General features: G+C 73.2%; 25 protein-coding genes. 14 read left to right on the top strand and 11 right to left on the bottom strand.

Annotated elements, in window-relative coordinates; genetic code table 11:
• The first annotated feature begins 81 nt into the window (after positions 1-81).
• Positions 82-612, top strand: coding sequence for a DUF6542 domain-containing protein (locus IE170_RS17405; RefSeq protein ID WP_189810298.1), 531 nt, complete (start codon positions 82-84; stop codon positions 610-612).
• 43 nt (positions 613-655) lie between these two features.
• On the opposite strand, the gene ppgK is transcribed toward IE170_RS17405, so the two are convergent.
• Together ppgK and IE170_RS17415 are read right to left on the bottom strand one after the other, a co-directional pair.
• Positions 656-1405, bottom strand: coding sequence for a polyphosphate--glucose phosphotransferase (gene ppgK, locus IE170_RS17410; RefSeq protein ID WP_189810299.1), 750 nt, complete (start codon positions 1403-1405; stop codon positions 656-658).
• Between the two features lie 21 nt (positions 1406-1426).
• Complete coding sequence (locus IE170_RS17415) at positions 1427-2434, bottom strand: 4-hydroxy-3-methylbut-2-enyl diphosphate reductase (protein WP_125543860.1); 1008 nt, start codon at positions 2432-2434, stop codon at positions 1427-1429.
• 106 nt (positions 2435-2540) lie between these two features.
• Here IE170_RS17415 and xseA point away from each other — a divergent pair, with 106 nt between their 5' ends.
• The 3 genes from xseA to IE170_RS17430 all read left to right on the top strand — a co-directional run bounded on the left by xseA (position 2541) and on the right by IE170_RS17430 (position 4856).
• Positions 2541-3770 carry an exodeoxyribonuclease VII large subunit gene (gene xseA, locus IE170_RS17420; protein WP_189810300.1) on the top strand — a complete coding sequence of 410 codons (1230 nt, stop codon included), beginning with the start codon at positions 2541-2543 and terminating at the stop codon, positions 3768-3770.
• Positions 3771-3894: 124 nt separating this feature from the next.
• Entirely contained in the window at positions 3895-4122 is a 228-nt protein-coding gene (locus tag IE170_RS17425) for an exodeoxyribonuclease VII small subunit (protein ID WP_189810301.1), read from the top strand.
• 143 nt (positions 4123-4265) lie between these two features.
• A complete protein-coding gene (locus IE170_RS17430) occupies positions 4266-4856 on the top strand; it encodes a malonic semialdehyde reductase (RefSeq protein WP_125543863.1) in 591 nt (196 codons plus the stop codon).
• Positions 4857-4944: 88 nt separating this feature from the next.
• Here IE170_RS17430 and IE170_RS17435 read toward each other — a convergent pair whose 3' ends face one another.
• Positions 4945-5460, bottom strand: a complete 516-nt coding sequence (locus tag IE170_RS17435) for a DUF4245 domain-containing protein (RefSeq protein ID WP_189810345.1) — start codon at positions 5458-5460, stop codon at positions 4945-4947.
• A 284-nt stretch (positions 5461-5744) separates the two neighbouring features.
• Between IE170_RS17435 and glpX the strand changes: the two genes are divergently transcribed.
• On the top strand, positions 5745-6776 hold the full coding sequence (gene glpX / locus IE170_RS17440; RefSeq protein ID WP_189810302.1) for a class II fructose-bisphosphatase: 1032 nt from the start codon (positions 5745-5747) through the stop codon (positions 6774-6776).
• A gap of 112 nt (positions 6777-6888) precedes the next feature.
• Here the strand turns inward: glpX and IE170_RS17445 are convergent, their stop codons facing one another.
• Positions 6889-7290 (bottom strand): WhiB family transcriptional regulator, encoded by a 402-nt coding sequence (locus tag IE170_RS17445; protein ID WP_373299005.1) that lies wholly within the window; start codon positions 7288-7290, stop codon positions 6889-6891.
• Positions 7291-7446: 156 nt separating this feature from the next.
• Positions 7447-8163, bottom strand: a complete 717-nt coding sequence (locus tag IE170_RS17450; protein WP_189810304.1) for a DUF1707 SHOCT-like domain-containing protein — start codon at positions 8161-8163, stop codon at positions 7447-7449.
• A 146-nt stretch (positions 8164-8309) separates the two neighbouring features.
• Between IE170_RS17450 and IE170_RS17455 the strand changes: the two genes are divergently transcribed.
• Positions 8310-9977 (top strand): fumarate hydratase, encoded by a 1668-nt coding sequence (locus tag IE170_RS17455; protein WP_189810305.1) that lies wholly within the window; start codon positions 8310-8312, stop codon positions 9975-9977.
• Positions 9978-10029: 52 nt separating this feature from the next.
• Here IE170_RS17455 and IE170_RS17460 read toward each other — a convergent pair whose 3' ends face one another.
• Positions 10030-10272, bottom strand: a complete 243-nt coding sequence (locus tag IE170_RS17460; RefSeq protein WP_189810306.1) for a hypothetical protein — start codon at positions 10270-10272, stop codon at positions 10030-10032.
• Positions 10273-10463: 191 nt separating this feature from the next.
• On the opposite strand from IE170_RS17460, the gene IE170_RS17465 reads away from it, so the two are divergent.
• From IE170_RS17465 to IE170_RS17480, 4 genes are all read left to right on the top strand, one after another.
• The gene (locus IE170_RS17465) at positions 10464-11231 is read left to right on the top strand and encodes a glycerophosphodiester phosphodiesterase (RefSeq protein WP_189810307.1); all 768 of its coding nucleotides are present in this window, start codon (positions 10464-10466) and stop codon (positions 11229-11231) included.
• A gap of 531 nt (positions 11232-11762) precedes the next feature.
• The gene (locus IE170_RS17470) at positions 11763-13190 is read left to right on the top strand and encodes a class II fumarate hydratase (protein WP_189810346.1); all 1428 of its coding nucleotides are present in this window, start codon (positions 11763-11765) and stop codon (positions 13188-13190) included.
• A gap of 113 nt (positions 13191-13303) precedes the next feature.
• A complete protein-coding gene (gene fomD, locus IE170_RS17475; RefSeq protein ID WP_189810308.1) occupies positions 13304-14002 on the top strand; it encodes a cytidylyl-2-hydroxypropylphosphonate hydrolase in 699 nt (232 codons plus the stop codon).
• 250 nt (positions 14003-14252) lie between these two features.
• Positions 14253-16508 carry a SpoIIE family protein phosphatase gene (locus tag IE170_RS17480; protein ID WP_189810309.1) on the top strand — a complete coding sequence of 752 codons (2256 nt, stop codon included), beginning with the start codon at positions 14253-14255 and terminating at the stop codon, positions 16506-16508.
• A gap of 93 nt (positions 16509-16601) precedes the next feature.
• Here the strand turns inward: IE170_RS17480 and IE170_RS17485 are convergent, their stop codons facing one another.
• Positions 16602-18866: a transglycosylase domain-containing protein gene (locus IE170_RS17485; protein ID WP_189810310.1), complete on the bottom strand. Its 2265-nt coding sequence runs from the start codon at positions 18864-18866 to the stop codon at positions 16602-16604.
• A gap of 232 nt (positions 18867-19098) precedes the next feature.
• Between IE170_RS17485 and IE170_RS17490 the strand changes: the two genes are divergently transcribed.
• Both IE170_RS17490 and IE170_RS17495 read left to right on the top strand, forming a co-directional pair.
• Positions 19099-20007 (top strand): SPFH domain-containing protein, encoded by a 909-nt coding sequence (locus IE170_RS17490; RefSeq protein WP_189810311.1) that lies wholly within the window; start codon positions 19099-19101, stop codon positions 20005-20007.
• Positions 20004-20303: a type II toxin-antitoxin system antitoxin gene (locus IE170_RS17495; protein ID WP_229884882.1), complete on the top strand. Its 300-nt coding sequence runs from the start codon at positions 20004-20006 to the stop codon at positions 20301-20303. Before IE170_RS17490 ends, IE170_RS17495 begins: the two co-directional genes overlap by 4 nt.
• 7 nt (positions 20304-20310) lie before the next feature.
• Here IE170_RS17495 and IE170_RS17500 read toward each other — a convergent pair whose 3' ends face one another.
• Together IE170_RS17500 and IE170_RS17505 are read right to left on the bottom strand one after the other, a co-directional pair.
• Positions 20311-21810: a DUF2079 domain-containing protein gene (locus tag IE170_RS17500; protein ID WP_189810312.1), complete on the bottom strand. Its 1500-nt coding sequence runs from the start codon at positions 21808-21810 to the stop codon at positions 20311-20313.
• 145 nt (positions 21811-21955) lie between these two features.
• Positions 21956-22903, bottom strand: a complete 948-nt coding sequence (locus tag IE170_RS17505; RefSeq protein ID WP_189810313.1) for a hydrogen peroxide-inducible genes activator — start codon at positions 22901-22903, stop codon at positions 21956-21958.
• 135 nt (positions 22904-23038) lie between these two features.
• Here IE170_RS17505 and IE170_RS17510 point away from each other — a divergent pair, with 135 nt between their 5' ends.
• On the top strand, positions 23039-23593 hold the full coding sequence (locus tag IE170_RS17510) for a peroxiredoxin (protein ID WP_189810314.1): 555 nt from the start codon (positions 23039-23041) through the stop codon (positions 23591-23593).
• A 3-nt stretch (positions 23594-23596) separates the two neighbouring features.
• Entirely contained in the window at positions 23597-24133 is a 537-nt protein-coding gene (locus IE170_RS17515; RefSeq protein ID WP_114053954.1) for an alkyl hydroperoxide reductase, read from the top strand.
• Between the two features lie 69 nt (positions 24134-24202).
• Here IE170_RS17515 and IE170_RS17520 read toward each other — a convergent pair whose 3' ends face one another.
• The gene (locus tag IE170_RS17520) at positions 24203-24919 is read right to left on the bottom strand and encodes a hypothetical protein (RefSeq protein ID WP_189810315.1); all 717 of its coding nucleotides are present in this window, start codon (positions 24917-24919) and stop codon (positions 24203-24205) included.
• The coding region (locus tag IE170_RS32675) for an AI-2E family transporter (protein ID WP_229884890.1) at positions 24903-25421 on the bottom strand (519 nt) is incomplete at its 5' end. The genes IE170_RS32675 and IE170_RS17520, both read right to left, overlap by 17 nt.

Raw genomic sequence — 25421 nt, forward strand, 5'->3', positions numbered from 1 at the left:
CAGTTTACTTTCCGATGGGCGCCGGTCGATGTACGCGTGTCCCCGCACGGATCGGGGGCCCGCCGCGCCTAGTTTGGTGGGGTGGAGCCATACAGGACGCGTTCGGCGGATCACCCGCAGCGACAGCAGCCGCGGCGGCCCGCCCGCGGCGGGCCCGCAGCGGCCGGCGTGCCCGCGCAGGGCGGCGGGCGGCCGCGGCCCCTGCCGGTGCGGCACGGCCGGCTGCCGAGGCCGCGGCTGACGGGGCTGGGCGGCGGGCTCTTCGCGTGCGCGTCGATGCTGCTCGTCGCCGGGATCGTCTGGCTGCTGTTCGGCGGCTCGCTGTTCGTGTACGGGCTGCTGTTCGTGCCGGTGGCGTCCGCGACGGCCCTGTGGGTGCGGCCCGCCGACCTGGTGACCGCGCCGATCTCCGCACCGATCGCCTTCGCCGCCGGGGTCTGGCCGATCTCCGGGGACTCGGGCGGCTTCGGCGCGCAGGTGATGGGCGTGGTCTCCGCGCTGTCGCTGCACGCCGGCTGGCTGTACGCGGGCACGCTCGCCGCCGCGCTCATCGCGGTCGTCCGCAAGGCGGTGCTGATGGGGCGGCGGCGGGTCCCCCGCCGGGCCGGCTGACCGGCCGCCCGGCCGGCGGCAGCCGCCGCCCCCGCCCCCTCCCCTACCGCGGCGCCGACGTCCGCGCCGCCATCGCCGCGCCGACGATCCCCGCGTTGTTCTGCAGCACCGCCGGGACGATCTCGGCCCGGATCCCCTCGATCAGCGGCAGGAACTTCTCCGGCTTGCGGCTGACGCCGCCGCCGAGGATGAAGAGGTCCGGGGAGAACAGCATCTCCACGTGCGCCAGGTATTTCTCCAGCCGGCGCGCCCACCGCTCCCAGGTGAGGTCCTGGTCCTCCTTGGCCTTGACCGAGGCGCGCTTCTCCGCGTCGTGCCCCTTGAGCTCCAGGTGTCCGAGCTCGGTGTTGGGGACGAGGTGGCCGTCCGTGAAGAGGGCGCTGCCGATGCCGGTGCCGAGCGTCAGCATCATGACGGTGCCGCCGCGCCCCTTGCCTGCGCCGTACGCCATCTCCGCCACCCCGGCCGCGTCGGCGTCGTTGAGGACGGTGACGGGCCGGCCGCCGAGCCGCTGCGAGAGCCGGTCCGCCGCCTCGACGCCGATCCACCCCGGGTCCATGTTGGCGGCCGTACGGATCGTGCCGCCGGTGACGACGCCGGGGAAGGTCACCCCGACGGGGCCGTCCCAGCCGAAGTGGCGGACCACCTCGACGACGCAGCCGGCCACCCCTTCGGGGGTCGCCGGCTGCGGTGTCAGCACTTTGTGGCGCTCCTGCGCCAGGTCGCCGCGGTCGAGGTCCACGGGCGCGCCCTTGATCCCCGTACCGCCGATGTCCACACCGAATAGCTGCATGGACTCACGGTACGGAAACCGCTACTGGTCTGCGACCAGGCCCGCGGCTTCGGCGCGCAGGTCCCGGCGGAGCTCCTTCGGCAGCGAGAAGGTGATCGACTCCTCGGCGGTCTTGACGATCTCGACGTCCGCGAAGCCCCGCTCGGCCAGCCATTCGAGCACCTGCTCGACGAGGACCTCGGGGACGGAGGCGCCGGAGGTCAGGCCGACGGTGGTGACGCCGTCCAGCCAGGCCTCGTCGATCTCGCTGGCGTAGTCGACGAGGTGGGCGGCGCGGGCGCCGGCGTCGAGGGCGACCTCGACGAGGCGGATGGAGTTGGAGGAGTTCTTCGAGCCGACGACGATCACCAGGTCGGAGTCGGCGCCCATCGCCTTGACGGCGGCCTGCCGGTTGGAGGTGGCGTAGCAGATGTCGTCGCTCGGCGGGGAGACCAGCAGCGGGAACTTGGTCTTGAGCGCGTCGACCGTCTGCATCGTCTCGTCGACGGACAGGGTCGTCTGCGACAGCCAGACGACCTTGGACTCGTCGCGGACGACGACCTTGTCGACGTCGTCGGGGCCGTCGACGATCGTGATGTGGTCCGGGGCCTCGCCGGAGGTGCCGATGACCTCCTCGTGGCCCTCGTGGCCGATGAGGAGGATGTCGAAGTCGTCCTTGGCGTACCGGACGGCCTCCTTGTGGACCTTCGTGACGAGCGGGCAGGTCGCGTCGATCGTGGCGAGCCTGCCGCGGGCCGCCTCCTCGTGCACGACGGGGGCCACGCCGTGCGCCGAGAACATCACGATGTTGCCCGGGGGGACTTCCTCCGTCTTCTCGACGAAGATGGCGCCCTTCTTGCGGAGGGTCTCGACGACGTACTTGTTGTGCACGATCTCGTGGCGGACGTACACCGGCGCCCCGTACTGCTCCAGGGCCTTCTCGACGGCGATCACGGCTCGGTCCACGCCGGCGCAGTAGCCGCGCGGGGCGGCGAGCAGGACGCGGCGGGAAGCGGGAGCAGGGGCGGCGGCAGCACTCATGCGGTCCATCGTACGGGGGTGCCGGGCAGCCGGTACGCCCACCGGGCGCGGCGGCGGGGCAGGCCGCGGCGCGGGCGCGGCAGACGGTGTCGGTGCGGGCGGCTAGCCTGCCTGCATGGGTCTGAATACGTCGGCCGAGGCGCCGCTGCCCGTCGGCCAGGTGTCCCGGCTCATCGGGGGCTGGATCGACCGGCTCGGCCAGGTGTGGGTGGAGGGGCAGATCACCCAGCTCTCGCGGCGGCCGGGGGCGGGGGTGGTGTTCCTGACGCTGCGCGACCCCGCGCACGACGTGTCGATCGGCGTGACCTGCTTCCGGCAGGTCTTCGACGACGTCGCGGACGCGGTGACCGAGGGCTCGCGGGTGGTGGTCCTGGCCAAGCCCGAGTGGTACGCGCCGCGCGGCCAGCTGTCGCTGCGCGCGGCGGAGATAAGGCCGGTCGGGATCGGGGAGCTGCTGGCGCGGCTGGAGCGGCTCAAGCGGTCGCTGGCCTCGGAGGGGCTGTTCGCGCTGGACCGCAAGAAGCCGCTGCCGTTCCTGCCGCAGCTGATCGGGCTGGTGGTGGGGCGGGCGTCGGCCGCCGAGCGGGACGTGCTGGAGAACGCGCGCCGGCGGTGGCCGGCGGTCCGCTTCGAGGTGCGCAACGTCGCGGTGCAGGGCGTGCACGCGGTGCCGCAGGTGGTCCAGGCGGTCAAGGAGCTCGACGACCTGCCCGAGGTCGACGTGATCATCGTGGCGCGCGGCGGCGGCAGCGTGGAGGACCTGCTGCCGTTCTCCGACGAGGAGGTCGTCCGGGCCGTCGCCGCGGCGCGCACGCCGGTCGTGTCGGCGATCGGGCACGAGCCGGACTCGCCGCTGCTGGACCTGGTCGCCGACCTGCGGGCCTCGACGCCCACGGACGCGGCCAAGAAGGTCGTACCGGACGTGGGCGAGGAGCTGGAGCGGGTGCAGCAGCTGCGGGGGCGGGGCCTGCGCGCCGTACGGGCGCTGCTCGACCGGGAGGAGCGGGGGCTGGCGCACGCGCTGGCGCGGCCGGTCTTCGTGCACCCGCAGCGGATGGTGGAGACCCGCGAGGACGAGCTGGAGGCGCTGCTGGGGCGGAGCCGGCGGACGCTGCGGCACCTGCTGGACCGGGCCGACTCGGAGCTGGCGCACACGCTGGCGCGGGTGGTGGCGCTGTCGCCGGCGGCGACGCTGGAGCGCGGGTACGCGGTGCTCCAGCGGGCCGACGGGCATGTGGTGCGCTCGCCGGAGGAGGCCCCGCCGGGCGAGGAGCTGCGGGCGCGGGTCGCGGAGGGCGAGTTCCGCGTCCGGGTGGCCGAAGGCGGGCCGGCGGCGGGCGGCTGAACGGGCCGGGCGGCGGCCGGACGGGCCGGCCGCGGGAGCGCGCCGACCGGGCGGGCGGTCAGGCCGACTTGACGAATCATGTGCGTGTTGCACCTGGGTGGACGAGATCCGAGGCGGAATGGGAATGGCAGCAGAGAACACGGCGTTGGGCTACGAGCAGGCCCGCGACGAGCTGATCGAGGTCGTCCGCAGGCTGGAGGCCGGAGGCACCTCGCTGGAGGAGTCGCTCGCGCTCTGGGAGCGGGGCGAGGAACTGGCGGCGGTGTGCCGGCGCTGGCTGGAGGGCGCCCGCGCCCGGCTGGACTCGGCGATCGCCGCGCGCGAGGAGGCGGGGGAGGGCCGGGAGGACTGAGGAGGGCACGGGCGGAAGCCCGGCCTCCGAGGGGCCGGAGGGTGATGCGAGCCACCGGTGGCCGGATTTAGTTGAAAATTCGACTAGTTTCGGCGTACAGTCAGTGCATCGCTGCACCTCTCCGCATGGAAGAAGGCTTTCCCATGTCCCTCGTTCTTGACCCCGCCGCGCAGGACCTCCTGTTCCGCGAGGCCCGCACCGCCAACACCTTCTCCGACGAGCCGGTGACCGAGGAGCAGGTCCAGGCGATCTACGACCTGGTCAAGTACGGCCCCACCGCCTTCAACTCGACGCCGCTGCGCATCACGCTCGTGCGCTCCCCCGAGGCCCGCGAGCGCCTCGTGAACCTGATGGCCGAGGGCAACCAGGCGAAGACCGCCGCCGCGCCGCTCGTCGCGATCCTCTCCGCGGACAACGAGTTCCACGAGGAGCTGCCGACCCTGCTGCCGCACTTCCCGCAGGCCAAGGACGTCTTCTTCAGCGAGCGCCCGGCCCGCGAGCAGTCCGCCGTGATGAACGCCGCCATGCAGGCCGCGTACTTCATCGTCGGCGTCCGCGCCGCCGGCCTGGCCGCGGGTCCGATGGGCGGCCTGGACTACGCGGGCGTCCAGAAGGAGTTCCTGGACGACGACCACACCCCGCTGATGGTGGTCAACATCGGCAAGCCCGGCCCGGACGCCTGGCACCCGCGCGGCCCGCGCCTGGGCATCGACGAGGTCATCACCACCGTCTGACGGCCCCGCCCGCGCCAAGCAGAAGGCCCCGCCACCCCGGTCCCCCGGGGTGCGGGGCCTTCCGCGTGCGCGCGGGCCGCCCGCCCTGCTAGGCCTTCTTGAACTCCAGCGCCGCCGCCATCCGGCCGAGGTCCTCGAACGGCGCGGTTCCGGTCACCACCGTGACGTGGCCCTGCTCCTGCCGGACCAGGGCGTCGTACTTCTCGCCCTCCCAGCGCTCCCACTCCAGGCCGCCGACCTGCTGCGTCCGCCCGGTGGCCTTCGCCTTCTGGGTGACCTTGGACAGGTATCCGGCCGAGGCGTCGCTCGACTGCTCTACGGCGACGTACTGGTTCTGCGGGTCGAGGAAGCCGAGGTGCCAGCGGTGCGCCTCGCGCCGGTCGAACTTCACCGAGGTCGCCCGCCACTCCTCCGGCAGGCCCACCGGCGCCGCGAGGGGGTACGGCGCCGCGCGCCGGGCGGTGAGCGTTTCCACCCGGTAGTCGACGACGTGCGTCGGATCGGCCTCGTCGTCGTGCGGGACGAACATGTAGATCCCCGCCACGACCACACCGATGACCGCCAGCGACCGGACCATGTCCCAGACTGTCTGCTTGCCCTTCATACCTGCCACGCACCCATCGTCCCCCATCGCCGGCGGCGATCACCGCCGGGGTGGGTGCGCCGGCCGCGCGGCGCGCCGGGGGGCGCCGTACGTGAGCCGTACGCAAGCCGCGCCCGAGGCATGCGCAAGCCGTGTCCGAGGCATGCGCAAGGCGTCCGCTCAGGCCAAACCCTCGACCGATAACCCGCTCATACGTGACCCGGTCTGCTCAGTTTGTCGACGTGACGATAGAGTTCCCACACCCTCACCTTCCCGGCCGTCGTCGTACAGAAAGGTGCGCTCCGATGACCGAGCACAACCTGCCGCCCCAGCTCGAAGTCGCCCCCGAGGCCCCCGACCGCAACCTCGCCCTGGAGCTCGTCCGGGTGACCGAGGCCGCCGCCATGGCCGCGGGCCGCTGGGTCGGGCGCGGCGACAAGATCGGCGCCGACGGTGCGGCGGTCAACGCGATGCGGACCCTGATCTCCACCGTCTCGATGAACGGCGTCGTCGTCATCGGCGAGGGCGAGAAGGACGAAGCCCCGATGCTCTACAACGGCGAGCGGGTCGGCGACGGCTCCGGCGCCGAGGTGGACATCGCCGTCGACCCGATCGACGGCACCACCCTGAACGCCAAGGGCATGCCGAACGCGATCGCCGTGCTGGCGGCCGCGGACCGCGGCACCATGTTCGACCCGTCCGCGGTGTTCTACATGGAGAAGCTGGTCACGGGCCCGGAGGCGGCCGACTTCGTCGACATCAACGCCCCGGTGTCGGTGAACATCCGCCGCGTCGCGAAGGCCAAGAACATGGCAGTCGAGGACGTCACCGTCGTCATCCTGGACCGCCCCCGTCACGAGGGCATCGTCCGGGAGATCCGCGAGACGGGCGCCCGCATCAAGTTCATCTCCGACGGCGACGTCGCCGGCTCCGTCATGGCGGTCCGCGAGGATACCGGCGTCGACCTCCTGATGGGTATCGGCGGCACCCCGGAGGGCATCATCTCGGCCTGCGCCATCAAGTGCCTGGGCGGTGTCATCCAGGGCAAGCTGTGGCCCAAGGACGAGGCGGAGCGCCAGAAGGCCATCGACGCGGGCCACGACCTGGACCGCGTCCTGACCACGAACGACCTGGTGTCCGGCGACAACGTCTTCTTCGTCGCCACCGGCATCACGGACGGCGAGCTGCTGCGCGGCGTGCACTACCGCTCGGAGACCGCGACGACGTCCTCCCTGGTCATGCGCTCGAAGTCGGGCACGATCCGCAAGATCGACTCCACGCACCGCCTGTCGAAGCTGCGCGCGTACAGCGCGATCGACTTCGACCGGGCCCAGTAGGGGCTGGAGCGCCCGTACGAGCGCACCCGGGCCGGCGGCTGCGCCGGCACAGCGAGAGGGGCGGTTCCCGTGTGCGGCGGGACCGCCCCTCTCGCGTGGCCGTGTGCGGGGCTCAGCCCGCGGCGGCTATCGTCCCCGCGCCCGGGGTCTGGCGGAGTTCGGCCGCGCGGCGGCGCCTGCGGGCGAGCACGACGCGCCGCTCGGCGGCGGTGAGCCCGCCCCAGACACCGTACGGCTCGGGCTGCAGCAGCGCGTGCTCACGGCAGGCGACCATCACCGGGCAGCGCGCGCACACCCGCTTGGCGGCCTCCTCACGGGAGAGCCTGGCCGCGGTGGGCTCCTTGGACGGGGCAAAGAACAGTCCCGCTTCGTCCCGGCGGCACACCGCCTCCGCGTGCCAGGGGCCGTCCTCTTCCTGCCGCGCCGGCACCCGCGGCCTCGGCACGGCTGTCGGACGCGCCTGAAGGCCCGGTACGGCGGCTACCTGCAGGGACTGATGCGGCGGATGCTGCACGGTCTACTCCTGACGACGGATACGCAAGCGAGAGACGATGCACCTGTCCCTACCCGCTGTGCGCGCCCCTATGCACTGCGTGCGGCGCTGCCGGGACTCCGCCGGAAGTAGACCGAAATACGACCGCGGGACCGGTCGGTGTCCGGTGTCCGGCGTCTAGCGGAGGTCCTTGCGGAGCCTGCGGGCGAGGTCGACGAGGCGGGAGCCGAGCTTCGGGCGGGCCTCGATGTTCCCGAGCAGGGCGAAGCCGCGGATGATCACGACGGGCGCGTTCGGGTCGACGCTGTCGGTGCCGCTGCCGCTGACCTCGAAGTTGCCGAGGACGCCGCTGCCGTGCCCGCGGAGGGTGATGTTCTCCGGGACCAGGACCTCCACGTTGCCGAGGACGCACGCCACCTCGATCTCGGTGACCTGCTGCTCGAAGACGGCCTGGGTGAGGTCGATGCTGATGTCGCCCATGACGGAGACGGCCCGGGTGTGCGCCGGCGGCCGCCAGCGGCCCTTGCGGGCGCTGCTGCTGCACACGGCGACGACCGTCTCGGAAGGGCCGGGGCGCACGCCGGAGCCGGTGCCGGCGTACGCGGGGGCGTGCGCGGCCGCGGCGGACGCGGGGGCGGCTCCCGGTGCGGGCAGGTCCTGGACCAGGACGTCCAGCTCGGCGACGGTCTTGCGGGCGTACAGGGAGTCGAGGCGCTCGGAGTGCTCGTCCGGCGTGAGCCGGCCCTCGGCGACGGCGTCGGCCAGGATGCGCGCGATCCGGTCCCGGTCGGCGTCGGAGGCACGCAGGCCGCCTGGGGCCGGGGCCGCCGGCGGGGCCGGGGCCGCCGGCGCGGCGGGGGCAGCAGGCGCGGCGGGGTGCTTTTCCAGGTCCATGACAGCAGTCTAGCCAGACACGATAGATCGCGATAGTTCCGAGTGAGCCTTACCTCACAGACGAGCGCCCGCGGCGAGGTCCTACGCTGGTTGCGCGCTGCCAATCCGGTCGCCAGCGCTCCCGCCGAGTGAGGATGACTGCCGTCATGCCAGAGTTTGCGTACACCGACCTGCTGCCCCTGGGCGAGGACACCACCCCGTACAGGCTGGTGACCTCCGAGGGCGTCTCGACCTTCGAGGCCGACGGCCGTACGTTCCTCAAGGTCGAGCCCGAGGCGCTGCGCAAGCTCGCCGAAGAGGCCATCCACGACATCCAGCACTTCCTGCGCCCGGCCCACCTCGCGCAGCTGCGCCGCATCATCGACGACCCCGAGGCCTCCTCGAACGACAAGTTCGTCGCCCTCGACCTGCTGAAGAACGCCAACATCGCGGCCGCCGGAGTGCTGCCGATGTGCCAGGACACCGGCACGGCGATCGTCATGGGCAAGCGCGGCCAGAACGTCCTGACGGCCGGCGGCGACGAGGAGGCCCTCTCCCGCGGCATCTACGACGCGTACACGCAGCTGAACCTGCGCTACTCGCAGATGGCCCCGCTGACGATGTGGGACGAGAAGAACACCGGCTCGAACCTGCCGGCGCAGATCGAGCTGTACGCGACGGACGGCGGCGCGTACAAGTTCCTCTTCATGGCCAAGGGCGGCGGCTCGGCGAACAAGTCCTTCCTGTACCAGGAGACCAAGGCCGTCCTGAACGAGGCCTCCATGATGAAGTTCCTGGAGGAGAAGATCCGCTCGCTGGGCACCGCGGCCTGCCCGCCGTACCACCTGGCGATCGTCGTCGGCGGCACGTCCGCCGAGCACGCCCTGAAGACCGCCAAGTACGCCTCCGCGCACTACCTGGACGAGCTCCCCACCGAGGGCTCCCCCCTCGGCCACGGCTTCCGCGACCTGGAGCTGGAGGAGAAGGTCTTCGAGCTGACCCAGAAGCTCGGCATCGGCGCCCAGTTCGGCGGCAAGTACTTCTGCCACGACGTCCGCGTGGTCCGCCTGCCGCGGCACGGCGCGTCCTGCCCCGTCGCCATCGCCGTGTCCTGCTCCGCGGACCGCCAGGCCGTCGCCAAGATCACCGCCGAGGGCGTCTTCCTGGAGCAGCTGGAGCGGGACCCGGCGCGCTTCCTGCCGGACACCACCGACGAGCACCTGGACGCCGCGTCCGACGTCGTCTCCATCGACCTGAACCAGCCGATGGAGGAGATCCTCGCGACGCTGACGAAGCACCCGGTCAAGACCCGGCTGTCGCTGACCGGCCCGCTGGTCGTGGCGCGCGACATCGCGCACGCCAAGATCAAGGAGCGGCTGGACGCGGGCGAGGACATGCCGCAGTACCTCAAGGACCACCCGGTCTACTACGCCGGCCCGGCGAAGACCCCCGAGGGCTACGCCTCGGGCTCCTTCGGCCCGACGACGGCGGGCCGCATGGACTCGTACGTCGAGCAGTTCCAGGCGGCGGGCGGCTCCAAGGTCATGCTGGCCAAGGGCAACCGCTCGCAGCAGGTCACGGACGCGTGCGGCACGCACGGCGGCTTCTACCTGGGATCCATCGGCGGCCCGGCGGCGCGCCTGGCCCAGGACTGCATCAAGAAGGTCGAGGTCCTGGAGTACGAGGAGCTCGGCATGGAGGCGGTCTGGAAGATCGAGGTGGAGGACTTCCCGGCGTTCATCGTGGTGGACGACAAGGGCAACGACTTCTTCCAGAATCCTGCCCCGGAGCCGACGTTCACCCACATCCCGGTCCGCGGCCCGGGCCTCGCATAACGGCGAAACCCCACCCGCACAGAGCCCCCGGCACCCGCCGGGGGCTCTTGCCTCACGGGGCGGGAGGCTCGTCGTTGCCAACGGCCGCGGCGCGGAGGAAGGCGGCTTCGAAAGGGGTGGCCCGTAGGCCCGTTGTGCGGGCTGTGCGGAGTTCGTCGAGGGTGAGGGCGTAGAAGGCGCGGACCGCCTTCAGGGGGGCGCCGTTCGGGCCGCCCACCGCGAGGTGGACCGTGCCTTCCGTGGCGGAGAGCAGCGCGCGGACGTGCGGTGGGGGTGGGCCCAGCCGCGGTCGCATGCCAGGAATGCCGTGTCCGGGGCGGTGCAGTACGTCTGCGCCTCCCAGGCCGGGCGGCCGTTGGCGGCGACGTACTGGCGGGCGTCGCTTCCGCAGGACGGGCAGGGCCCGTGAGGGGGTTCGGGGCGGTTCGGCATGCGTCGATGGTGCCCTGTCCGGGGTTCGGGGGGTGGGGCTATAGCGTGGGGCGCATGACGTACCAGGCGTTTTCCGGGGCCCGTGGTGTGCGGGTCGTCGCCCATCGGGGGGCTTCGCACGAGTATCCCGAGCGCACGCTCGCCGCCTACCGGCAGGCCATCGCCGACGGGGCCGACGCGTTGGAGTGCGATGTGCGGCTCAGCGCCGACGGGCGGCTGGTGTGCGTGCACGACCGGCGCGTCGACCGCACCTCCGACGGGCGGGGGATCGTCTCGGCCATGACGTACGAGCAGCTCGCCGCGCTCGACTTCGGCTCCTGGAAGGGCGCCGGGCACCGCGGCGCGCAGGTGCTGCTCTTCGAGGACCTGCTGAAGGAGGCCCTGGCCGCGGGCCGGCCCGTCGGGCTCGCCGTGGAGACGAAGCACCCGACGCGGGCCGGGGGCCGGCTGGAGGCCGAGCTGGTGCGGGTCCTGAAGGACCACGGGCTGGCCGACGGGGCGGAGGGGCTGGTGGAGGTGATGAGCTTCTCCCGTACCGCGCTGATGCGGCTGCACCGGCTGGCGCCGGGGCTGCCCGCGGTGTACCTGATCGAGCGGGCGGTGCGCGCGCCGCGGCCGCCGTTCGCGGGGCACGCCGGGCCGGGCATCGACCTCGTCCGCAAGGACCCGGGGCTGGTGGGGCGACTGAAGGCCAAGGGGCTCCGGGTGCGGGTGTGGACGGTGGACGAGGTCGAGGACGTCGAGCTGTGCCTGCGCCTCGGCGTGGACACGCTGATCACGAACCGGCCGCGGGAGGTACGGGAGTACCTCGACCGGCGGTGAGCCGCCCGCCGGCCCGGCGGCCGGCGCCCCAGGGGAAGCGCTGGGCCGGCGTGCCGTCGCAGAGCCGGAGGCGGCCCGGCGGGTGCGGCCCGCGGCCGTCGGGCAGAGGTCCGGGGCGGCGGCGGGCCGCAGGGTGGCGCCGCCGCGGAGCCACTGCCGGTCGGCGCCGCCGCGGGTTCCGCAGGACGGTGCCGGTGCCCGCACGGTGGTCGCCGCCGAGGACGTCGGGGCAGGGGCCGCGGGCGAGTTCGGTGTGGAGGGACCGGCGCGGGGCGTCGTACCACCGGCCCTGGTTGCGGCCGCCGCGGCCGTCGGCGCCGCGTGGGCCAGGGGGGTGACGGCGGCGGTGCCCCCGAGGGCGGCCGCGGCCGCCGCGAGGGCGGCGGGGTAGATCTGAGTCTGGTTTCGCACCCGCACGTGTCATGTACGCCTCCCCGAGGTCGCCGTCACCGCCGGTGTCTTCCGAGCGTCAGGGGAGAAGGGAACACCCCGGACATGACGATTGCTCAGCTGGTCAAGGAGGCAACGCACATGACGAACGAACACCCCCAGGACCCGGCCGGCACCACCCCCGCCGGCGGCCACCGCATCGAGCACGACTCCATGGGCGAGGTCAAGGTCCCCTCACACGCCAAGTGGCGGGCCCAGACCCAGCGCGCGGTGGAGAACTTCCCCCTCTCCGGCCAGCGCCTGGAGCGCGCCCACATCGAGGCCCTGGCCCGCATCAAGGCGGCCGCCGCCAAGGTCAACGCGGACCTCGGCGTCATCGCGGACGACGTCGCCGAGGCGATCACCGCGGCCGCCGCCGAGGTGGCCGAGGGCCGCTGGGACGACCACTTCCCGGTGGACGTCTTCCAGACCGGGTCGGGGACCTCGTCCAACATGAACGCCAACGAGGTCGTCGCCACCCTGGCGACCGAGCGCCTCGGCCGGGACGTGCACCCCAACGACCACGTCAACGCCTCGCAGAGCTCCAACGACGTCTTCCCCTCGTCCATCCACATCGCGGCGACGGCCGCCGTCACCCGCGAGCTGATCCCGGCGCTGCGCCACCTCGAACTGGCCCTGGAGCGCAAGGCGGCCGAGTTCGCCGAGGTCGTCAAGGCCGGCCGCACCCACCTGATGGACGCGACCCCGGTCACCCTGGGCCAGGAGTTCGGCGGGTACGCCGCCCAGGTGCGCCTCGGCATCGAGCGGCTGGAGTCGGCCCTGCCCAGGCTGGCCGAACTGCCGCTCGGCGGAACCGCGGTGGGCACCGGGATCAACACCCCGGCAGGCTTCTCGGAGGCCGTGATCGCCGAGGTCGCCGCGGCGACCGGGCTGCCGCTGACGGAGGCCCGCAACCACTTCGAGGCTCAAGGGGCGCGGGACGCGCTGGTGGAGACCTCGGGCGTGCTCCGCACGATCGCGGTGTCCCTGACCAAGATCTGCAACGACCTGCGCTGGATGGCCTCCGGCCCGCGCACGGGATTGGCCGAAATCAACCTCCCGGATCTGCAGCCGGGGTCCTCCATCATGCCGGGGAAGGTCAATCCGGTGGTCCCGGAGGCCGTCCTGATGATCGCGGCGCAGGTGACGGGGAACGACACCGCGGTCGCCGTCGCCGGCGCGGCGGGCAACTTCGAGCTCAACGTGATGCTGCCGGTGATGGCCCGGAACCTGCTGGAGTCGATCCGGCTCCTCGGCTCCGGCAGCCGCCTCCTCGCCGACCGAACGGTGGACGGCATCACCGCCAACGCGGCGCGGGCCAGGGAGTACGCCGAGTCCTCCCCCTCCGTGGTCACCCCCCTCAACCGGTACATCGGCTACGAGGAGGCCGCCCGGGTCGCCAAGCGGGCGCTCGCGGAGCGCAAGACGATCCGGGAGGTGGTCCTGGAGTCCGGCTACGTCGACCGCGGCGACCTGACCCTGCAACAGCTCGACGAGGCCCTCGACGTCCTGCGCATGACCCGGCCCTGACACCGCCGCGGCCGGAGACGGCCCGGGGGCCGGATCCGGTCGTTTCCCGCCCGCGAACCCCTCCGTGACCTGCACCGCAGCGGCCGCAGCCGCCCCAGCCCTAATATCTGCGCATGACAGGTACCGCAGGCCGCGGGGGCGGCGAGGCTCAGGGCGTCCGGTGGCGGCGGGGCGAGCAGGTCCTCTGGCGCTACCGCGACCACGCGCCGGGCGGCCTGCCGGGGGCGGTCCACATCTGCCGCCCGGTCACCGTGGTCGAGGACAGCGACGAGCTGCTGGCGGTCTGGATGGCTCCCGGCACCGAGTGCGTCAAGCCGGTCCTGGCCGACGGCACGCCCGTCCACGAGGAGCCGCTCGCGACGCGCTACACGGCGCCGCGCACCACGGTCCGCTCCCGCTGGTTCGGCACCGGCGTGCTGAAGCTGGCCCGGCCGGCCGACCCGTGGTCGGTGTGGCTCTTCTGGGAGCCGGGCTGGCGGTTCAAGAGCTGGTACGTGAACCTGGAGGAGCCGCGGTCGCGCTGGTCGGGCGGCGTCGACTCCGTCGACCACTTCCTCGACATCTCCGTCTACCCCGACCGCACTTGGACGTGGCGCGACGAGGACGAGTTCGCGCAGGCGCAGCGGTCCGGCCTGATGGGCCCGGAGCAGGCCCGCCGGGTGCAGGAGGCCGGCCGGGCCGCGCTGGAGGCCGTCAAGGCGTGGGGCTCGCCGTTCTCGGACGGGTGGGAGGACTGGCGCCCCGATCCGGCATGGACGGTTCCGGCCCTGCCCGGGGACTGGGACCGCACCCCGGCGCATATGACCTCATGAGACCCTTGATGCGCCCCCGGGGTTGAACCGTAATATCTCCCTCCGCAAGGTCCCCTGCGCACCGCACACCTTCCGCCCGGCCGCAAATCACGCGCAGTACGCGGAACTTGACGGGAGGTCAACGCGGAGAGAGGTAACGAGCGGGACGCGGAACCGCGGGGCGGTGGTGCCCCCGCCGCTGAGCGGGTATACCGCGACTGACCGAGTTGAGTGCAGCGCACATCGAGCGCAGACGGACGGAATGCCACGCGTGACGGAGTACCCCACCTCGCAGGAGGGCCCGCAGCCTGCCGCGGCCGCCGCGACACCGGCCCAGGGCGGCCCGGGCCTGCCCGCCGGGGCCGGCGGAGCCGCGGACGGGCGGGGCCGCGGCGCGTCCGGCGGCGGCTGCGCGGACGAGCTCGGCCACGGGAAGGCTCCGGCCCCGGCCGCCGAGGGCGTACGCGACACGGGGGCTCCCGGCGCCGGCCCGGTGCGCGCCCACGCGGACGGGGGCCTCGGCCCCGACGTGCCGCACCAGCGCCGCACCCGCGACGGCGCCGCCGCCCGCAACGCCTCGGCGGCGGCCGCACCCGCCCCCGCGCTGCCGGACACCGCACCCGGCGGCGCCGCCGGCCCGGCCCCGGAGGCAGCCACCGCCGCGGCGCCGCAGCCTCCGCAGCCCGGCCCCGACGACGCCTGCGACCCCCTGCCGGACGCCGGCGCCGCGGAAGCGGGCGCCGACCCGGCCGCCGCAGGAGGCGCGTCGCCGGCCCGCCGCGAGGGCGACCGGCTGCGCTTCGTGGGCGCCGCGACGCGCCGGATCGCCCGCGGCATCGACCTCGACGAGATCGTGCTCGGCCTGTGCCGGGCCACCGTCCCGACGTTCTCCGACGCCATCCTCGTCTACCTGCGCGATCCGCTCCCGGTCGGCGACGAGCGGCCCGTCGGCCCGGTCGTTTTAAGGCTGCGCCGCACCGACCGGCTCCGGCCGATCGACGACCTGACCGGAGCCGAGGGCGCCGGGGCCGCGGGGGGCGCCGGCGAACTCGACTTCAGCCAGCTGCCGCTGCTGGGCCCGCAGGGCGACCTGCCCGCCGCCGAGCTCTGCGAGATCATGCCCGGCGGGGCGCTCGCCGAGGTGCTCCGCGGCGTCCGGCCGGTCTTCGGCTCCTCCGCGGGCGCCCAGGACGCCCTGCCGGAGCTGCTGGGCGCCGGGCACCCCCTGCCGCGCGGCCGGCGGGCCATCCTGGCCCCGCTGCGCGGCCGCCGCCGCGTGATCGGCGCGGCCGTGTTCCTGCGCAGCCCGGAGCGGCCCGCGTTCGAGCAGAACGACCTCCTGGTCGCCGCCCAGCTCGCCACGCACACCGCCCTCGGCATCGACAAGGCCGTCCTGTACGGCCGCGAGGCCTACATCGCCGACGAGCTGCAGCGCACCATGCTCCCGGACAGCCTGCCCCAGCCGACCGGCGTCAGGCTCGCCTCGCGCTACCTGCCGGCCGCGGAGACGGCCCGCGTCGGCGGCGACTGGTACGACGCCATACCCCTGCCCGGCAGCCGCGTCGCGCTCGTCGTCGGCGACGTCATGGGCCACTCCATGACGTCCGCGGCCATCATGGGCCAGCTGCGGACCACCGCGCAGACGCTGGCCCAGCTCGACCTGCCGCCGGCCGAGGTGCTGCACCACCTCGACGAGCAGGCGCAGCGGCTCGGCTCCGACCGCATGGCCACCTGCCTGTACGCCGTCTACGACCCGGTCTCGCACCGCATCACCATCGCCAACGCCGGCCACCCGCCACCGGTGCTGCTGCACCTGGGCGGCCGGGCCGAGGTGCTGCGGGTGCCGCCGGGCGCGCCCATCGGCGTCGGCGGCGTCGACTTCGAGGCCGTCGAGCTGGACGCGCCCGCGGGGGCGACCCTGCTGCTGTACACCGACGGGCTGGTGGAGTCCCGGCTGCGGGACGTGTGGACGGGCATCGACCAGCTCCGCGAGCGCCTGGCCACCACCGCGCAGCTGACGGGCCTGGACCATCCGCCGCCGCTGGAGGCCCTCTGCGACGACGTCCTGGACATGCTCGGCCCCGGCGACCGGGACGACGACATCGCGCTGCTCGCCGCCCGCTTCGACGGGATCGCGCCGAGCGACGTCGCGTACTGGTTCCTCGACCCGGAGGAGACCGCGCCCGGGCGGGCCCGCCGCTTCGCGCGGCGCGCGCTGACCCGCTGGGGGCTGGAGGAGCTGGAGGACTCGGTGGAGCTCCTCGTCAGCGAGGTCGTCACCAACGCCGTCCGCTACGCGGAGCGGCCCGTCACGCTGCGCCTGCTGCGGACGGACGTGCTGCGCTGCGAGGTCGGCGACGACTCCCCGCAGCTGCCGCGGCAGCGCCGCGCCCGCGAGACCGACGAGGGCGGGCGGGGCCTGTTCCTGGTGAACCGGATGGCCCGGCGCTGGGGTGCGACCCGGCTGAGCAGCGGCAAGGTGGTGTGGTTCGAGCTGTCGCTGCCCGCCGGGCACGACCGCCGCTGACGGGGCTGCGCCGCCGCCGGCGCACCACCGGGGCATGACCGCCGCGAAAAGGCCGCCGCCCCGCAGCACTGATGCTGCGGGGCGGCGGTCCGTTTACGGCTGGTCCTGCTGCTGGAAGGGCGGCAGCACCGGCGGGCTGGCCGAGCTCTTGGTCGGGTCCGGCTTGACCGAGCCGCTCTTGGTCGGGTCCGGCTTGCCGGAGCTCTTGCTCGGGTCCGGGCTCGGCGAGACCTTGCTCGGGTCCGGGCTCGGCGAGAGCTGGCTGCCGCTCGGCGAGGGGCTCGTCGAGCTCGGCGAGTTCGACGGGGAGCTGCTGCGCGACGGCGTCTGGACGGCGCCCATCTCGGCCTCGGAGAGGTCGAACTTCGCGGTGTCCACGCCCTTGAGGGCCGCCAGCGTGTACGCCTTCCAGATCTCGGCGGGGAAGCTGGAGCCGCCGGCGCGGCCGCCGCCCGCGGTACCGGTCAGGGTGACCTGCTTGCCGGTGCCCGGCTCCTCGCCGAACATGGCGACGACGGTGACGAGTTCGGGGGTGTACGCGGTGAACCAGGCGGACACGTTCGACTCGGTGGTACCGGTCTTGCCGGCGGCCTCGTACGCGGAGCTCTTGACGGCCTTGCCGGAGCCGTCGTTGACGACGCCGGTGAGGACCTTGGTCACGGTGTCGGCGGTCTCGCGGGTGATCGCCTGGCTCCCGACGGACTCCACCTTCTGGAACTCGCGGACGCTGTGCTTGGCGCTCTTGATGATCGAGGGGGTGACCTTCTTGCCGTGGTTGTCGAGGGTGGCGTAGACGGCGGCCATCTCGACGGTGTTGGCGCTCATCGTGCCGAGCGACATGGCCGGCTTGTCCTCGGGCCAGCCCTCGCGGTCCTTCATGCCGAGCTGGAGCGCGGTCTTCTTCGCGTTCTGCGGCTTCACGTCCACGATCATCTGGGCGTAGACGGAGTTCACCGAGTAGTTGGTGGCCTCCTGCACCGTCATCATCGGGTCGCCGTAGTTCTTGTTGTCCTGGTTCTGCGGGTTGAACGGGATCTTGCTGCCGACGACGGGGCGCTTGCTGGTGCCGTCGTAGAGCGCGTTCGGGGTGATCGGCTTCTTGTCCTGGGTGACGGCCTTGGTCTCCAGGGCGGAGGCCAGCACGACGGGCTTGAACGTCGAGCCGGGCTGGTAGTCGGTGCGCAGGGCGTTGCTCGCCCAGTGGTCGGCCATGCCGGTGCCGCCGTACATGGCGACGATGGCGCCGGTCTTGGGGTCGACGGAGGTGGCGCCGGCCTGGACGGAGGCGTCGACGGGGCGGTCCTTGCGGTCGAGCTTGGACTCCAGCTCGTCCTGGACGGCCTTCTCCAGCGCGGCCTGCTTCTTGGGATCGACGTTGAGGACGATCTCCCAGCCGCCGGCCTGGAGCTCGGCCGCGCTCATGCCGGTCTGGCGGCGCAGCTCGGCGTCCGCGGCCTGCTTCAGGTAGCCCTTCTGGCCTTCGAGGCCGGGGGCGGGCTTGGGCTTGATCGGCTCCTGGAACTTCAGGGTGTCGCGCTTGGCCTTGTCCAGCGCGCCCATCTCGACCATGTTGTCGAGGACGCCGTTGAAGCGGATCATGACGAGCTTCTTGCCGCGCTCGCTCGCGTTGGCCCAGTCGTAGTCGCTGGGGGCCTGGAGGAGGGCCGCGAGGTAGGCGCCCTGCTCCAGGGTGAGCTTGCTGGAGTCGACGCCGTAGTAGGCCTGGGAGGCGGCCTGGATGCCGTAGGCGCCGCGGCCGAAGTAGCTGGTGTTCAGGTAGCCGGCGAGGATGTCCGGCTTCTCCATGCGCTGGTCGACCTTGAGGGAGATCACCAGCTCCTTCACCTTGCGCGTCGCCGTCTGGTCCTGCGTCAGGTAGAAGTTCTTGACGTACTGCTGGGTGATCGTCGAGCCGCCCGCCTTGCCGCGGCCGGTGACCGTGTTGAACAGGCCCCGGGCGACGCCCATGAAGTCGACGCCCTGGTCCTCGTAGAAGGACTTGTTCTCGATGGCGATGAAGGCCTTCTGGACCTCCTCGGGCACCTTGTCGAGGGTGACGATCTCGCGGTTCATCTTGCCCTCGCGGGCCATGACGGTGCCGTCGGCGTACTTGTAGGTGTTGCTCTGGAGGGTCGCCTCGGCGTTGGGGTCGGGCTCGTCCACGTAGAAGTAGAGGCCGACGAGCGCGGCCATGCCGAGCAGCATCAACCCGAAGAAGGTGCCGAGGATCTTCTTCCAGGTGAAGAAGCGGCGTATACCGGTCCGCTTGCCGGTACGCCCCTTTCCGTCCGCGCGCCCGCGCGGCGACCGCCGCGCGCTGCGCTGCTGCTGCGCCTTACGCGCATCTGCTCGGCCCATCGCTCCCGCTCCGCTCGAATTCCCCCCCGACGTCAGCTCTGAAAGCTAACACCGGAGGTTGTGACAAAGGTTTGCCAAGCCTGACCAATTTTGGTCAATTCGGACGTGAGAATCAGCACCCACATCAAGGGAACCGACGCGCACCGGCCGCCCAGGGTTGCGGAAACCCCGAAAAGTGATATCACTTTGCTAGGCCCACGGGGGGCCGTCACGGAAGCGAACGGGGCATACCATGACGAAGACCACAGAGGGCGGGACCGGCATCCGCGAGTTCCCGGCGCGCAGCATCGGCGGCGGGCCGGCCCTGCTGGCGGGCCTGGCGGGGGTCGCGGCCGGCATCTGCCTCACCGTCCTCGGGGTGCAAGGGGACGGCACGTCCGCCCAACCGGCCCTGGCCGCCGGGGGGATCGTCCTGGCGCTGCTGGCGGTGCTGGCGATGTGCGGGCTGAACACGGTGGCCCCGGGCGAGGCCCGGGTGGTCCAGCTCTTCGGCCGCTACCGCGGCACCGTCCGCACCGACGGCCTGCGCTGGGTGAACCCGCTGACCTCGCGGCAGAAGATCTCCACCCGCGTCCGCAACCACGAGACGGCCGTCCTGAAGGTCAACGACGCCTACGGCAACCCCATCGAGCTGGCCGCGGTCGTCGTCTGGCGGGTGGCGGACACCGCGCGCGCCGTCTTCGAGGTGGACGACTTCACCGAGTTCGTCGAGACGCAGACCGAGGCGGCCGTCCGGCACATCGCGATCGAGTACCCCTACGACGCCCACGACGAGGGCGGCCTCTCCCTGCGCGGCAACGCCGAGGAGATCACCGAGAAGCTCGCCGCCGAGCTGCACGAGCGGGTCGAGGCGGCCGGGGTGCACATCGTCGAGTCCCGCTTCACCCACCTCGCGTACGCTCCGGAGATCGCCTCGGCGATGCTCCAGCGCCAGCAGGCCGGCGCGGTCGTCGCGGCCCGCAAGCAGATCGTCGAGGGCGCCGTGGGCATGGTCGAGCTGGCCCTGAACCGGCTGACGGAGGAGGACATCGTGGAACTGGACCCGGAGCGCAAGGCCGCCATGGTCTCGAACCTGATGGTGGTGCTCTGCGGCGACCGCGCGGCCCAGCCCGTCGTGAACACCGGGACGCTCTACCAGTGACCGGCGCCGACTCCCCCGGCGGCACCGGGCGGGCCGGCGGGGAGCGGGCGGCCGGGCAGCGGGCGGCCGCCGGCCGCGCCGCCCGCAAGCAGGTGCTGCTGCGCCTCGACCCGCAGGTGTACGAGGCCCTCGCACGGTGGGCGGGCGAGGAGCTGCGCAGCGCCAACGCGCAGATCGAGTTCCTGCTGCGGCGCGCCCTGGCCGAGACGGGGCGGCTGCCGGGCGGCGCCGCCCCCATCCCGCCGCGCGGCCGGCCGCCCCGCTCCTCCCCCGGTTCTGACGCTCCGCGGCCCTGACCGGCCGTCAGCCCGTACGGGACGTGCGGCCGAGCAGGACGAAGCCCTGCTCGGCGGCCACCGTCCGGTAGCCCGCGGCGCGGGCCCGGGCGAGCGCGAGGGCTTCCTCGCGGGCGCTCAGCGGCCAGCGCAGGTGCGGCGCGACCTGCGTGTCCACCAGGATCCACTCGGGATCGGGCCGGCTGGCCGCCCACCCGTACAGGCTGACGCCCGTCCGGTTCGCCAGGTGCGGCACGAGCCCGTCGGAGGCCTGGACCCGCGCGCCGTCCGGGATCCGAGCCATCATCCGGTGGGCGGCCGCGATCCGCGGGTCGGCCCGCCACATCTCCGGATCGGCCAGCTTGCCCAGCGAGGACCCGGGGAGCAGGAGCAGGCAGACGCCCGCCGCGCCCGCCAGGGTCCGGTGCAGCCCGGCGCCCGACGTGCCGCGCCGCTCCAGGGCGTGGACGAGCGCCGCGAAGACGACCGGCATCGCCGTGAGCGAGTAGTGGTAGCCGGTTCCCCAGTGGGGCGCGTAGTCGGACAGGCCGCGCCAGAGCAGCGTCGGCACCGCGACCAGCAGCAGCGGCGAGCGCAGCGCGAGGAAGAGGGTCGGCGCGAGGAGCAGCAGCAGCGTCACCGCCTTCTCCCCGGGGGTGACGAGCCCGAGGGTCGCCTTGTGCAGCAACGCCGTGAAGCCGCCGCCCGCGCCGCCGGATCCGCCGAGGAAGCCGGCGTAGAAGTACGACCCGGCGGGGTTGAGGGCGGGCAGGACGACGAGGACGGCGAGCAGCGTCCAGGCGGCGCCCGCGGCGGCGGTGGCGAGGCCGAGCCGCCGCCGGCCCGGCCCGCCGCGCCAGGCGATCAGCAGGCCGATGGCGGCGACCGTGCCGCCCATGTCCTCCTTCACCAGCAGCAGCGGCAGCGCCCACAGTGCGGCGGCGCGCAGCCGGTCCTGGCCGAGGGCTGCAAGGGAGCAGGCCAGGAGCGGGACGGCGAAGGCCCATTCGTGGAAGTCGAAGCCCACCGCGTTGGCGACGCCCCAGGACAGCCCGTAGGCGAGGCCGATGACGGCGGCCGCGGCGCCGCCGAGCGCCCGCCGCGCCCACAGCGCGAGCGGCAGGACGCTCGCCGCGATCAGGGCGGCCTGCGCGACGAGCAGCGTCCGCGCCGACGGGAACAGCAGGTGGGCGGGGGCGAGGAGGGCGAGGACCGGGGAGAAGTGGTCGCCGAGGACGGGGAAGTCGGGTCCCTTGACCTCGGAGACAGGCAGGCGTCCCTCCGCGTACGAGCGGACGGCCTGCTCGAAGATCGCCAGGTCGAAGCTGTGCGACAGCAGCCGCTCGTGGGTGCGCAGCGAGAGCGTGGCGTAGAGGAGGAAGAGCCCGGAGACGAGGGCCCACATCCACAGCGGCGGCCCGCCCCGGCCGGCGGCCGGCGGGCCCCCGGCCGACTGCGGGCCCGCCCGGTCGGGCGTGCCGGACTGCTGCGGCGGGAGCGCGGCGGTGTCTGCGGGGGGTGCGTGCATGGCGCGCCTTTCGGGAGCAGGACCGACAGCGATGCCCCTCAACGTGCCAGCCGGGCCGCGGACCGCGGGCGAGCTGCCGCGCCCGCCGAGCAAGTCCCTACGAATGGCCGCACGCGCTCCCCCGCGGCGGGCGGCAGGCGGCGGCCTACTCGGCGGGCCAGACCGGCAGCGGGCGGACCGCCTCGCGCAGGGCGGCGGCGACGGCCCGGAACTCCTCCTGGCGGGCCGTGCCGGTCCGCATCGCGAGGGCGATCCGCCGGGAGGGGGCCGGCTCGGCGAAGTATCCGGTGGCCAGGTGCTCGTTGCGGGCGGTCTCCAGGCGCAGCGCCGTGCGCGGCAACAGGGTGACGCCCAGTCCCCCGGCGACCAGTTGTACGAGGGTGGAGAGCCCGGCGGCGGTCGTGGTGACGTCGGCCCCGTCGGTCCGCCCGGCCTCGCGGCAGATGTCCAGGGCCTGGTCGCGCAGGCAGTGGCCCTCGTCCAGCAGGAGCAGCTGGAGGCCGCGCAGCTCCTCGCGGGGGATGCCGCGGCGCCCGGCGAGGGGGTGCTCGCGGGGCGCCAGGAGGACGAAGTCCTCGTCGAACACGGGCAGTTCGGTGACGCCGGGGACGCCCAGCGGCACGGCGAGCAGCAGCAGGTCCAGGCGGCCGGCGGCCAGGCCGTCGAGGAGCGAGGAGGTCTGCTCCTCGTGCACCTGGAGGTCCATGCGGGGGTAGCGCCGGTGGAACAGCGACAGGACGGTCGGCAGCAGGTAGGGGGCGACGGTGGGGATCACGCCGAGCCGCAGGGTCCCGGTGAAGGGGGCGCGCACGGCCTCGGCCTCCTCCAGGAGCTCGCCCATGGCGTCGAGGACGGAGCGGGCGCGGGCGGCGATGCGCTCGCCGGCCGGGGAGAGGAGCACCTTGCGGGTGGTGCGCTCCAGGAGCTGGACGCCGAGGGCCTCCTCCAGCGCGGAGACGGCGCCGGAGAGGGCGGGCTGGCTCATGCCGATGGCGGCGGCCGCGTCGCGGAAGTGCAGGTGCTCGGCGACGGCGGCGAAGGCGCGCAGCTGCGCGAGCGTCGCCTGCTTCGTCCCCTTATTACTGACCGCCACTGATAGGTACCTCCGATCACCCGGCACAAGACTAGCTATTTCTGCAATCAATGCAGCTGTGTCAGCATGTGAGATACGTCCAACCCCCTCGGAAGACGCCCATAAAGGGCGTTTTTCCTGCTGCAAGGAGAGCACGTGCTCACTGTCGGTGACAAGTTCCCCACCTACGATCTGACCGCCTGCGTCTCGCTCGAGGCCGGCAAGGAGTTCGCGCAGATCGACCACAAGACCTACGAGGGCAAGTGGCGCGTGGTGTTCTTCTGGCCGAAGGACTTCACCTTCGTCTGCCCGACCGAGATCGCCGCCTTCGGCAAGCTGAACGACGAGTTCGCCGACCGCGACGCCCAGGTCCTCGGCGTCTCCGGCGACTCCGAGTTCGTCCACCACGCCTGGCGCAAGGACCACGCCGACCTGCGCGACCTGCCCTTCCCGATGCTGGCCGACTCCAAGCACGAGCTGATGCAGGCCTGCGGCGTGCAGGGTGCGGACGGCTTCGCGCAGCGCGCCGTCTTCATCGTCGACCAGAACAACGAGATCCAGTTCTCCATGGTGACCGCCGGCTCCGTCGGCCGTAACCCCAAGGAGGTCCTGCGGGTCCTCGACGCCCTGCAGACGGACGAGCTGTGCCCCTGCAACTGGAACAAGGGCGAGGACACCCTCGACGCGGGCGCCCTCCTGGCCGGTGAGTGACGGATGTCCCTCGACTCCCTCAAGGCCTCGATACCGGACTTCGCCAAGGACCTGAAGCTCAACCTGGGCTCGGTCATCGGCAACAGCGGCCTGCCGCAGCAGCAGCTGTGGGGCACGGTCCTGTCCTGCGCCATCGCCGCCCGCTCCCCGCGCGTCCTGCGCGAGCTGGAGCCGGAGGCGAAGGCCGCCCTGTCGCCCGAGGCGTACACGGCCGCCAAGTCGGCCGCGGCCGTCATGGCGATGAACAACGTCTTCTACCGCACCCGCCACCTGCTCTCCGACCCCGAGTACGGCACGCTGCGGGCCGGCCTGCGGATGAACGTCATCGGCAACCCGGGCGTGGAGAAGGTCGACTTCGAGCTGTGGTCGCTCGCGGTCTCCGCGATCAACGGCTGCGGCCAGTGCCTCGACTCGCACGAGCAGGTGCTGCGCAAGGCCGGTGTCGACCGCGAGACGATCCAGGAGGCCTTCAAGATCGCCTCGGTGATCCAGGCCGTCGCGGTCACCCTCGACGCCGAGGCCGCCCTCGCCGCCGAGTAGCAGCCGCCCCCGTAGAGGGAGAGGGGCCCCGCAGCCGTCCGACGGCTGCGGGGCCCCGGCGTTCCCGGGCTACTTCCGCAGACGGCCCATCAGGGCGCGCATGTCCTCGATCATCGCGGCCTTGACGGCATCCTCGTCCGGCCCGGGCGGGCCGCCGCCCTTGTCGATGTCCCCGAGCCAGGTCACGGACAGCGTGAACACCGCCCCGCCGTCGAGGACCAGGAGCCTCGGCCCGTCGGCGAAGGCGGTCGTCTCCACCATCAGCGCCCGCTCCCCGAGCCCCGGCACCTCGGCCACCTCCGCGGCGGCCGCCGCCGGCGGCGCCTCCCGGACCAGGCCGGTGCCCTGCCCGAACTCGGCCTCCGGGTCCGCCTTCTTGTGCAGCTCGACCAGGACCTGCATCTGGTAGGAGGTGCCGCCCTCCTCCCACTCGGTGAAGAGCTCGCAGTGCGCCCAGTCCACCGCGGTGCCCTCCCGGTGGCTGGGGTGGCGGGTCATCACGGGCGCGGTCGCCTTCACCAGCGTGTCCAGGCCCGTCTCCCGGCACAGGTTCTCCGCGTGCCGGTACGCGATCCGGGGCGTCGACGCGTAGCGGTCACGGAGCTCCGGCACGGCCGCCCACCCAGCCGACGCCAGCACGGCCCCGGCCAGCGCCCACACCCACGGCCCGCGCGGACGGCGTACGGCGGCCCGGTCGCCCTCCTCCGGCGGCGCCTGCGCGGGCCGCTCCTGCCCGGCCGGCCGGTCCGCGCCCCACTCGCCTTCGAGTTCAGGCTCGCTGATCACTGCCGGCCTCCGGCACGGCCTGCTCCGCTGCCGTCGCCCCGTGCGGGCCCGGGCCGACCGCGGCGGCCCCGTGCAGGAACTGCTCGCGCGAGTACGCCTTCAGGTAGCCGAGGACCGTGTTGGTGACCGCGACCAGCGGGACCGCGACGACCGCCCCGCCGATCCCCGCGACCATGCCGCCCGCCGCCACCGACAGCACCACCGCGAGCGGGTGGACCCGTACGGCCCGGCCCAGGATGAACGGCTGCAGGACGTGCCCCTCGATCTGCTGGACGGCCAGCACCACGGCCAGCACCAGCAGGGCGGTGACCGGGCCCTGCGTCACCAGCGCCACGACGACCGCGAGCGCCCCGGAGACGACCGCGCCGACGAGCGGGATGAAGGCGAAGAGGAAGATGAACACGGCGAGCGGCACCGCCATCGGCACGTTCAGGACGTAGATGCCCAGGCCGATGAAGATGGCGTCGATGAGCGCGACGAGGACCGTCCCCCGCACGTACGC

Origin of the sequence: Streptomyces toxytricini, from assembly GCF_014649915.1 — a bacterium.
Lineage (GTDB): Bacteria > Actinomycetota > Actinomycetes > Streptomycetales > Streptomycetaceae > Streptomyces > Streptomyces toxytricini.

Excerpts from the sequence above, each read along its gene's own strand:
- IE170_RS17460 (WP_189810306.1), bottom strand. The coding sequence starts at position 10,272 with ATGCGACCGCGGCTGGGCCCACCCCCACCGCACGTCCGCGCGCTGCTC.
- fomD (WP_189810308.1), top strand. The coding sequence starts at position 13,304 with ATGACAGGTACCGCAGGCCGCGGGGGCGGCGAGGCTCAGGGCGTCCGG.
- IE170_RS17430 (WP_125543863.1), top strand. The coding sequence starts at position 4,266 with ATGTCCCTCGTTCTTGACCCCGCCGCGCAGGACCTCCTGTTCCGCGAG.
- IE170_RS17515 (WP_114053954.1), top strand. The coding sequence starts at position 23,597 with ATGTCCCTCGACTCCCTCAAGGCCTCGATACCGGACTTCGCCAAGGAC.
- IE170_RS17450 (WP_189810304.1), bottom strand. The coding sequence starts at position 8,163 with ATGGACCTGGAAAAGCACCCCGCCGCGCCTGCTGCCCCCGCCGCGCCG.
- IE170_RS17485 (WP_189810310.1), bottom strand. The coding sequence starts at position 18,866 with ATGGGCCGAGCAGATGCGCGTAAGGCGCAGCAGCAGCGCAGCGCGCGG.
- IE170_RS17490 (WP_189810311.1), top strand. The coding sequence starts at position 19,099 with ATGACGAAGACCACAGAGGGCGGGACCGGCATCCGCGAGTTCCCGGCG.
- ppgK (WP_189810299.1), bottom strand. The coding sequence starts at position 1,405 with ATGCAGCTATTCGGTGTGGACATCGGCGGTACGGGGATCAAGGGCGCG.
- xseA (WP_189810300.1), top strand. The coding sequence starts at position 2,541 with ATGGGTCTGAATACGTCGGCCGAGGCGCCGCTGCCCGTCGGCCAGGTG.
- IE170_RS17455 (WP_189810305.1), top strand. The coding sequence starts at position 8,310 with ATGCCAGAGTTTGCGTACACCGACCTGCTGCCCCTGGGCGAGGACACC.
- IE170_RS17470 (WP_189810346.1), top strand. The coding sequence starts at position 11,763 with ATGACGAACGAACACCCCCAGGACCCGGCCGGCACCACCCCCGCCGGC.
- IE170_RS17415 (WP_125543860.1), bottom strand. The coding sequence starts at position 2,434 with ATGGACCGCATGAGTGCTGCCGCCGCCCCTGCTCCCGCTTCCCGCCGC.
- glpX (WP_189810302.1), top strand. The coding sequence starts at position 5,745 with ATGACCGAGCACAACCTGCCGCCCCAGCTCGAAGTCGCCCCCGAGGCC.
- IE170_RS17435 (WP_189810345.1), bottom strand. The coding sequence starts at position 5,460 with ATGAAGGGCAAGCAGACAGTCTGGGACATGGTCCGGTCGCTGGCGGTC.
- IE170_RS17425 (WP_189810301.1), top strand. The coding sequence starts at position 3,895 with ATGGCAGCAGAGAACACGGCGTTGGGCTACGAGCAGGCCCGCGACGAG.
- IE170_RS17500 (WP_189810312.1), bottom strand. The coding sequence starts at position 21,810 with ATGCACGCACCCCCCGCAGACACCGCCGCGCTCCCGCCGCAGCAGTCC.
- IE170_RS17465 (WP_189810307.1), top strand. The coding sequence starts at position 10,464 with ATGACGTACCAGGCGTTTTCCGGGGCCCGTGGTGTGCGGGTCGTCGCC.